Source organism: Micromonospora sp. AMSO12t, assembly GCF_008806585.1.
GTDB classification, from domain to species: domain Bacteria; phylum Actinomycetota; class Actinomycetes; order Mycobacteriales; family Micromonosporaceae; genus Micromonospora; species Micromonospora reichwaldensis.
The window spans coordinates 1-8,064 of record NZ_WAAS01000277.1 but is presented as its reverse complement, the minus strand read 5'-3'; the positions used below and the strand labels follow the sequence as shown (position 1 = coordinate 8,064).

The following is an 8,064-nucleotide window of genomic DNA, read 5'->3' as shown; positions in this document are numbered from 1 at the left end:
CCGCGCCCGCCACGGCGGCCAGCCCGGCCGGACCGGGCAGCAGGTCGCGGCGGCGTTGGACCAGCGCGACCTCGACCACCCGGGCACCGGCGCGCACCAGCTGGGCGGCCACCACCAGCAGCAGCGGGTGGCCCCCGGCCAGCACGAACCGGCCACCCGGCAGCAGGCCCTGCGCCTTGACGAACGTCTGCACACCGCCCGCCGTGAGCACGCCGGGCAGCGTCCAGCCGGGAAACGGCACCGGCAGGTCGTACGCGCCGGCGGTGAGCAGCACCGCCCGGGGTTCGAGCAGGCGGACCCCGGCCGGGCCGTGCGTGGCGACCCGGTAGCGCCCCGGCGCGGGCTGGTCGCCGGCGTACCCGTCGAGGCCGGCGCGGGTGCCGAGGACGCCCCACACCGTGGTGTCGGCGAGCCACCGGACGCCGGGCGCGGCGGTGGCCTCGGCGAGCAGCGCCCGACCGGCGGAGGACGGCGCGGTCGGCGGGGTGAACCCGGCCGGCGGCCGGCGGTAGATCTGCCCGCCCGGCTGCTCCTGCTCGTCGACGACGGTGACGGCGGCGCCGTGCCGGCCGAGGGTGGCGGCGGCGGCCAGCCCGGCCGGGCCGGCGCCGACCACCACCACGTCGGGCGCGCTCACCGGGGCACCGCCGTGCGGACCCGCATGTCGGCCCGTACCCGGATCAGGCAGGAACGCTGGCAGGGCACGTCGTCCACCGTGACGACGCACTCGAAGCAGATCCCCATGTTGCAGTAGGGCCCCCGGCGGGCGCCGCCGCGCGTGGCGCCGACGGCCCGCTCCCCGGCGGCCAGCAGCGCGGTGGCCAGGGACTCGCCCGGGTGGGCGAGCACCGGCCGCCCGTCCACCTCGATGGTGACCGGCGCGGGCCGGCCCATCGCGGTGCGCCTCGGCGCCTCGGCGGGCTGCGGCGGGCGGTGTTCAGACAAAGTTCAGCGCTCCGAAGCGGGCGGGTGAATAGTCCTCGATCGCACGGTCGGGCTCGCCGGTGACGACCATGGCGGCGAGGAGCCGGGCGTAGGTGAGGCCGAGGGTGAAGGCCGAGCCGCCGGTGGCGACGTACAGCCCCGGCCGGCGCGGCACCGCGCCGAGCAGCGGCAGGTGGTCCGGGGTGAGCGTGGTCATGCCCGTCCACGTCCGGATCACCGGCAGGTCCCACACCGCCGGGACCACCCGGGCGGCGTCGGCGTTGCCGACCAGCGACTCGTAGCGCAGCTCCGGGTTGGTCTCCAGGTCGACCTGTCCGGCGCGGCTGACCAGCTTGGCCGGCCAGCCGCCGCCGATCAGCACGTTGCCGTCCTCGGTCTGCTTCATCGACAGCCGCCGGCCGACGTGCTGGATCAGGTGCGGCAGGAACGGCCGACTGCGGGCGGTCGCGCTCATCGTCAGCCCGACCGGGAAGACCGGCAGCCGGACGTCGGCCATCGCGGCCAGCTCGGCGGTCCACACGCCGCCGGCGAGCACGACCGTGTCGGCCAGGTGGGTCTCCCCGGCGGTGTCTCCCGGGCCGGCCCCGGTGCGCAGTTCCCAGTGCCGGCCGCGCCGGTGCAGCCCGGTGACCCGGCAGCCGGTGCGCAGCACGGCACCGTGGCGGCCGGCGGCCCGGGCCAGCGCCGGGGTGACCAGCCGCGGGTTGGCCTTGCCCTCGCCGGGCACGTGGCCGGCGGCGAGCACGGTGTCGGCCAGGTACGGCGCGAACCGGCGCAGCTCCGGGCCGGAGAGCACGGCGACGTCGAGGCCGTACTCGCGTTCGAGGGCCGCCTTGCGGTCCAGCACGGCGATCTCCGCCGGGGTCTCGGCGAGCATCAATCCGCCGGTGCGGGACACCCCGCACCGCTCGCCGAGCTCGTCCTCGATGGTCGCCCAGGCCCGCACGGCGTCCAGGTGCAGCGGGAGCGCGCGGGCCGCCGCGCGGGCCGCGTCGTCGCCGTGCTCGACCATCCGGAACTCCAGCTGGAAGTGCAGGCTGCCCGCGTTCTGCCCGGAGGCGTGCCGGTTGACCTGGTCCTTCTCGACGAGCAGGACGCGGTTGCCGGCGCGGGCCAGGTGCCAGGCGGTCGCGCAGCCGAGCAGGCCGCCGCCGATGACCGCCGTGTCGTACGCAGTCACGGGAGCAGGTCGAGCTGGCTCATGGTGGCCCGGACGCGGTCCTGTTCGGCGGGGGTCAGCGGGAGCAGCGGCGCGCGGACGTGCCCGGCCGGCACGCCGCGCAGGGTGAGCGCGTACTTCATGATCGCCTGGGCGTTGCCGAACCGGGCGCCGTAGTCGGGCCCGAACCAGTCCTCCATGATCACGCGGTCGCGGGCGCCGAGGACCCGGGCCCGGTCGAGTTCCCCGGCGCGCAGCGCGCGGAAGAAGTCGGGGTGGTCGGCGCCGAGCACGGCGCCGGCGCCCATCAGCCCGTCGCCGCCGATCGTGGTCATCAGCTCGATGCCCACCTCGTTGGTGGGGATGCCGAAGTAGCGCACCCGGTGCCGCAGGGCCACCAGGCTCCGGACGAAGCCGCCGAAGTCGGGGGTGGAGTTCTTGACCGCCACCACGGTGTCCAGCGCGCTCAGCTCCAGCAGCAGGTCGGCGTCCAGGTCGACGGCGGTGCCGCGGGGCCAGTTGTAGACGCAGAGCGGGATGTCGACGGCCTCGGAGACGGCCCGGTAGAACGCCACGACCTCGGCGCGGGTGGGCACCACGTACGGCGGCGGGGTGAGCAGGATGCCGTGCAGGCCGGCGGCCCGGGCGGCCTCGGCGTGCCGGATGGCCTCCGCCGGCGTGTACGCGTTGCAGCCGCCGAGCACGGTGAGCCGGTCGCCGACCCGCTCGGCGGCCGTCCGGAACAGCTCGGCCCGCTCCTGTTCACTGAGACTGAACCACTCGCCCGTGGTGCCGCCGACGATCACCCCGTGCAGCCGCTCGGCGGCGAGCCAGTCCAGTTGCCCGCGCCAGGCGGCGAGGTCCAGCTCGCCCGTGGCGGTGAACGGGGTGGTGACGGCCGGGAGGTAGCCGAACCAGTCGACGCTGTCACGGTCCACTGCGGGTCCTTTCGACGGGCGCCGTCGTACCGCCCACGTGCGCGTACGCGGGCCGGGTGACGTGCCGGGTGGGTCAGGGGGTCGGCGGGGTGACCGCGATGATGAGCCGGGCCCGCTGGTCGCTGGCGTTGCGGTAGAGGTGGGGCAGCCGGGAGTCGAAGGTGATGGCCTCGCCGGTCTTCAGCACGTAGCTATCGCCGCCGATCTCCGCGACGACCTCACCGGTGACGGCGATCGCGCACTCGGTGGAGGGGTGCGCCCACGGCTCGGTGGAGCTGGCGTCGCCGGGCGCCAGCTCGGCTTCCAGCACCTCCAGGTCGCCCCGCCCCGGCGTGAGCCGGTCGTAGGCGATCTGCCCGGGGGGCGCGGCGAGCCGGGACCGCGAGCCGGGCCGGCTGATGTGCACCAGCGGGGCGTCCGGCTCGGAGAACAGCGCCGCGATGGAGGTGTCGAAGACCTTGGCGAGCTTACGCAGGGTGGCCAGGCTGGGGTCCGTGGCGCCGTTCTCGATCTGGCTGAGCAGGGCGGGCGACACGTCGGCCGCGGCCGCGAGCTGGCGCAGCGTGAGGGAGTGCTGCTGGCGCAGGTCGCGGAGCTGGTCACCGAGCATGCGTCTTTCCTCGTTCCGAAACAGTGTGGCTAGAAATGTTTGACGTGACTATACGCCGCTGTCTAGGGTGGTCAAACATAAGGTGAACGCGTTTGGCGCTACTAGACAAGCGGCGTTGAGGCACGAACGGGACACGAGTCCCGTCCGGGTACATCCAACCCCATGACGGCACAACGGCGCAGACCCGCGAAGCCGCCAGGGGTTGCACCAACGGCCCGGCCGCGGCGTCACCGACGTCACCGGGTGTGACAGCCCCCAGAGCCCGTCCCGCGCGGGCCGGCCCATACGAAGGTAGGAACAGCATGTCGGTGTCCCCTCGCCGGCTCCGCGTCGGAGCGATCGCTCTGGCGGCGCTGGCCATAGCCTCCAGCACCGCGTGCAGCGCGGGCGGCAGCGGAGGAAACGGTGACGGCGGTTCGGCCAAGACCCTCACCGTCAACACCTCGTTCGTCCTCAAGACCCTCGATCCCGGCCGGATCTACGAGGCGACCGGCCTCACCGCCGTGCACTCGCTCTACGACACCCTGCTGACCTTCGAGGGCTCGGACGTGAGCAAGCCGGTCCCGGCGCTGGCCGAGTCGTTCGAGGCGTCGCCCGACGCCAAGACCTTCACCTTCAAGCTGCGCGAGGGCGTGAAGTTCTCCGACGGCACCGCGCTGACCGCCGACGACGTGGTCTTCTCCCTCAACCGGCTGAAGAACGTCAAGGCCAGCCCGGCCGTCATGGTCAGCGGCCTCACGTTCGCCAAGACCGACGAGCGGACCGTGGTGGTCACCTCGGCGACCGCCGACCCGAACATCCCCGTGGTGCTCGCGATGCCCTCCACCGGCGTGGTGAACTCCAAGGTCGCCAAGGAGCACGGCGCGACCGACGCCGCCGACGCCGCCAAGAGCGACACCGCGCAGCAGTACCTCGACACGAACTCCGTCGGCAGCGGCCCGTACGTGCTCAAGTCGTACGACCCGTCGGCGCAGGTGGTACTGGAGGCCAACCCCAACTACTGGGGCGACAAGCCCGAGTTCAGCCGCGTCGTGCTGCGCAACATGGACGTGCAGACCCAGAAGCTGACCATGCAGCGGGCCGGCGGCTCCGAGATCGCGCTGGACATCTCCGGCAAGCTGCTGGAGGGGCTGCCGGGCAGCCTGAAGACCTCCGCCATGCAGGACACCGTCTACTTCCTCTTCCTCAACGCCGACCCGGCCGTCTCCCCGGTGAGCTCGAACGCGAAGTTCAACCAGGCGCTGCGGGCCGCCATCGACTACCAGGGCATCGCCGCGCTGTACGGCAAGGGCGCCGCCCCCGGCGCCGGCCTGGTTGCCCCGGCCTACCCGGGCGCGCTGCCCGCCGGCGAGGAGTCGAAGCGTGACGTGGCGAAGGCCAAGGCGTTGCTCACCGAGGCGGGGCTGACCAACCCCACGGTCAAGTTCAACTACCCGGCCATCACCTACAAGGGGGTCGACCTGGGCACGGTCGCGACGAAGGTGCAGGGCGACGCCGCCGAGGCCGGCATCAAGCTGGAGCTGACCCCGCAGCCGCTGACCACCTTCCTCGACGAGATGCGTACGGGCAAGATGGCCCTCGGGTTCACCCCGCAGAGCCTGAACTACCCGGTCGCCGACTCGCTGATCAACAACATGTCCCCCGGCCAGGCCACCGCGCTGCGCTCGGGCTGGACGGTGGAGCGGGCCGACCCGGCCGTCGTGGCCGCCGGCAAGAAGGTCACCGAGACCCTCGACCTGGCCGCCCGAGCCGCCGCCATGCAGGAGTGGCAGCGGGCGATGAACGCCGCCTCGCCGTACGTCGTCCTGGCCAGCAACTCCTCCACCGTGGTGGCGAGCGGCGACCTGACCGGCACGGACTACACCGCCGCCGGTTGGCAGGTCGACCTCGCCGCGGTGGGCCGGGGGTAGTCACTCCATGACGACGACAGTCGACGACGCCGAGCCGGGCGCGGTCACCACGACCGTGTCCCGGCCCCGGCCGCACCGGGCACTGCTGGTCCTCCTGCTCAAGCGGGTGGCCATCACCGCCGGCCTGCTGCTGGGCGTCACGATCGTGACGTTCGGTTTGGTCACCGTGGTACCCGGCGACCCGGTCACGGCCAACCTCTCCGACCAGGCGCTCAACGACCCCGCGACGGTCGCGGCGTTCCGCGAGAAGTGGGGCCTGGACCAGCCGCTGTACGTGCAGTACTTCCAGTACCTGGGCAACCTGCTGACGGGCGACCTCGGCATCTCCCAGCAGACCGGCCGCACCGTGACCGACGACCTGTTCCAGTACGTGCCGGCGACCATGGAACTGGCCATCCCCACCATGGTGCTGGCGCTGCTCATCGGCACCGGGATCGGCATGCTCGCCGCCGTACGCAACGGTCGGGTCACCGACCAGCTGATCCGCGTCGGCGCGCTGCTCGGCCTCTCCACCCCGCCGTTCTGGCTGTCGCTCGTCGTGCTCTACGTGTTCTTCTACCAACTCGGCCTCGCGCCCAGCGGCGGCCGGCTCTCCACCGACTTCAGCCCACCGCCGACGGTGACCGGCATGTACACGGTCGACGCCGCCCTCGCCGGGCAGTGGGACGTCGCCTGGGACGCCGCCCAGCACCTGATCCTGCCGGTGCTCGTGCTGACCAGCCTGACCGTGGCGATGCTCGTCCGGTTCGTCCGCTCGTCCATGCTGGAGGTGCTCCAGCAGGACTACATCCGGGCCGCGTACGCCAAGGGCCTGCCCGCCCGGGTGGTGTTCCGCCGGCACCTGCTGCGGGCCGGCCTGGTCCCGGTGATCACCGTCTCCGGGCTGGCCTTCGCCTCGCTGCTCTCCGGCACGGTGCTGGTGGAGAACATCTTCGGCTGGCCGGGCCTCGGCCAGTACGCGTACCGCAGCGCGACGGCGCTGGACCTGCCCGCGATCCTCGGCGTCAGCCTGTTCGTGGCGCTGGTCTACACGCTGGTCAACCTCACCGTCGACCTGCTGTACGGGCTCATCGACCCGAGGATCCGCCTGTCATGACCGCACTCGCACCCGATCCCGTGGCGCCCGACCCGAAGGCGACCGCCGCGCTGACCCGGCGCCGCTTCCTGGGCGGCCGGCTGCGGGGACGTTCGACGGCGCGGCCCATCTGGCGCCAGCCGATCGCCGTGGTGGCCCTGGTCATCCTCGGCGGGTGGCTGCTGGCGGCGCTCCTCGCCCCGCTCGTGGCGCCGTTCGACCCGCTGGCGCAGAGCCCCGACGCCTACGCGCCGCCGTCCGGCACGCACTGGTTCGGCACCGACTCCCTCGGCCGGGACGTGTTCAGCCGGGTGATCCACGGCTCCCGCCTGTCGATCCCCCTCGCGCTCGCCATCGTCTCGCTCGCCCTGCTGATCGGCGGCCTCCTCGGCCTGGTCGCCGGCTACGTGGGCCGGTTCGTCGACGAGGCGCTGATGCGCCTGACGGACCTGGTCTTCGCGTTCCCGCAGATCATCCTGGCGATGGCGGTCACGGCCGCATTCGGCCCCAGCACCCGCAACGCCGTCCTCGCGCTGGTCATCGTCTCCTGGCCGGTCTACGCCCGGGTCATCCGCAGCGCCGTGCTGACCATGCGCGGCGAGGACTACCTCAGCGCCGCCCGGCTGCTCGGCATCGGGCCGATGCGCGCGCTGCGCCGCGACGTCCTGCCCAACAGCGTGGGGCCGGCGATCGTGCTGGCCACCCTCGAACTGGGCAACGCCGTGCTGCTGCTCTCCGCGCTGTCCTTCCTCGGCCTCGGCCCCCGCCCGCCGGCCGCCGAGTGGGGCTCGATGGTGGCGCTCGGCTCGCAGGACCTCTCCATGTGGTGGGTCAGCGTCTTCCCCGGTCTGGCCATCCTCACCGTGGTGATGGCCTTCAACGTGCTCGGCGACGCGCTGCGCGACCGGATCGACCCCCGCTACGCGAAGGGACGTTGAGAAATGGCACCCCTGCTCGAGGTCGACTCCCTGGCCGTCACCCTGCCCGGTCCCACCGGGCCGCTGCCGATCCTGCACGATGTGTCGTTCACCGTCGACGAGGGCGAGATGGTCGGCATCGCCGGGGAGAGCGGGTGCGGCAAGAGCCTCACCGCGCAGACCCTGCTCGGGCTGCTGCCCGCCGGCGCCAAGGTCACCGGATCGGCCCGGTTCGCCGGCACCGAACTGCTCGGCCTGGACACGAAGCGCTGGCAGAAGGTACGCGGCGCCGGCATCGCGATGGTCTTCCAGGACCCCACGGCGGCGCTGCACCCGATGCTCACGATCGGCCGGCAGCTCACCGAACACATGCAGGTCCACCTGGGCCTGGACCGGCGGGCGGCCGACCGGCGGGCGGTGGAACTGCTCGAGCAGGTCCGCATCCCCGACCCGCAGCGGGCGGTGCGGGCGTACCCGCACCAGTTCTCCGGCGGCATGCGGCAGCGGGCG

9 protein-coding genes are annotated in these 8,064 nt (G+C 73.2%); 4 read left to right on the top strand and 5 right to left on the bottom strand.

The genetic code is table 11. From position 1 onward, the window contains the following. The 5 genes from F6X68_RS27610 to F6X68_RS27590 all read right to left on the bottom strand — a co-directional run. The coding region (locus tag F6X68_RS27610; protein WP_151457004.1) for an NAD(P)-binding protein at window positions 1-637 on the bottom strand (637 nt) is incomplete at its 3' end. Continuing rightward, window positions 634-945, bottom strand: a complete 312-nt coding sequence (locus F6X68_RS27605) for a (2Fe-2S)-binding protein (protein WP_225852460.1) — start codon at window positions 943-945, stop codon at window positions 634-636. The genes F6X68_RS27610 and F6X68_RS27605, both read right to left, overlap by 4 nt. After that, window positions 938-2,125 (bottom strand): FAD-binding oxidoreductase, encoded by a 1,188-nt coding sequence (locus tag F6X68_RS27600; protein ID WP_151457003.1) that lies wholly within the window; start codon window positions 2,123-2,125, stop codon window positions 938-940. Before F6X68_RS27600 ends, F6X68_RS27605 begins: the two co-directional genes overlap by 8 nt. Then, a complete protein-coding gene (locus F6X68_RS27595) occupies window positions 2,122-3,042 on the bottom strand; it encodes a dihydrodipicolinate synthase family protein (protein WP_151457002.1) in 921 nt (306 codons plus the stop codon). Before F6X68_RS27595 ends, F6X68_RS27600 begins: the two co-directional genes overlap by 4 nt. A 73-nt stretch (window positions 3,043-3,115) precedes the next feature. Continuing rightward, on the bottom strand, window positions 3,116-3,652 hold the full coding sequence (locus tag F6X68_RS27590) for a helix-turn-helix domain-containing protein (RefSeq protein WP_151457001.1): 537 nt from the start codon (window positions 3,650-3,652) through the stop codon (window positions 3,116-3,118). 302 nt (window positions 3,653-3,954) lie between these two features. On the opposite strand from F6X68_RS27590, the gene F6X68_RS27585 reads away from it, so the two are divergent. From F6X68_RS27585 to F6X68_RS27570, 4 genes are all read left to right on the top strand, one after another. Further along, window positions 3,955-5,562, top strand: coding sequence for an ABC transporter substrate-binding protein (locus F6X68_RS27585; RefSeq protein WP_151457000.1), 1,608 nt, complete (start codon window positions 3,955-3,957; stop codon window positions 5,560-5,562). A gap of 7 nt (window positions 5,563-5,569) precedes the next feature. Next, the gene (locus tag F6X68_RS27580; protein ID WP_225852459.1) at window positions 5,570-6,658 is read left to right on the top strand and encodes an ABC transporter permease; all 1,089 of its coding nucleotides are present in this window, start codon (window positions 5,570-5,572) and stop codon (window positions 6,656-6,658) included. Then, window positions 6,655-7,575, top strand: a complete 921-nt coding sequence (locus tag F6X68_RS27575; RefSeq protein WP_151456999.1) for an ABC transporter permease — start codon at window positions 6,655-6,657, stop codon at window positions 7,573-7,575. Before F6X68_RS27580 ends, F6X68_RS27575 begins: the two co-directional genes overlap by 4 nt. A gap of 3 nt (window positions 7,576-7,578) precedes the next feature. Next, on the top strand, window positions 7,579-8,064 hold a 486-nt coding region (locus tag F6X68_RS27570; RefSeq protein WP_151456998.1), incomplete at its 3' end, for an ATP-binding cassette domain-containing protein.

Coding starts and splice junctions, on each gene's coding strand:
- F6X68_RS27590 (WP_151457001.1), bottom strand. CDS start 3,652: ATGCTCGGTGACCAGCTCCGCGACCTGCGCCAGCAGCACTCCCTCACG.
- F6X68_RS27585 (WP_151457000.1), top strand. CDS start 3,955: ATGTCGGTGTCCCCTCGCCGGCTCCGCGTCGGAGCGATCGCTCTGGCG.
- F6X68_RS27580 (WP_225852459.1), top strand. CDS start 5,570: ATGACGACGACAGTCGACGACGCCGAGCCGGGCGCGGTCACCACGACC.
- F6X68_RS27575 (WP_151456999.1), top strand. CDS start 6,655: ATGACCGCACTCGCACCCGATCCCGTGGCGCCCGACCCGAAGGCGACC.